Genomic DNA, 282 nt, shown 5'->3' with positions numbered 1-282 from the left:
TCGACAGAAGGCGCCTCCGGCCGGGGCTCCTCCTCCGGAGCCTCCTCGACGATCACGTGCGCGTTCGTGCCGGAGATACCGAACGACGACACACCCGCCCGCCGCACGCGCCCCTCCGTCGACGGCCACCGCGTGTGGTCCGACAGCAGGCGCACCGCACCGGAGGACCAGTCCACCTTGGTGGTCGGCTCGTCCACGTGCAGCGTCCGCGGCAGTACGCCCTTACGCAGGGCCAGCACCATCTTGATGACCCCGGCCACACCCGCAGCCGCCTGCGTGTGC

The 282-nt window shown here is 71.6% G+C and carries 1 protein-coding gene; it reads right to left on the bottom strand.

All coding sequences use genetic code 11. The annotated features are described in order from the left end of the window. The coding region (locus tag ACFIF2_RS35990; protein ID WP_395577503.1) for a ketoacyl-synthetase C-terminal extension domain-containing protein at nt 1-282 on the bottom strand (282 nt) is incomplete at both ends.

This window comes from Streptomyces sp. BK79, assembly GCF_044142145.1.
GTDB lineage: Bacteria > Actinomycetota > Actinomycetes > Streptomycetales > Streptomycetaceae > Streptomyces.
Note: the sequence above shows the minus strand (reverse complement) of the source record. Positions and strands in the feature narration are given on the sequence as shown.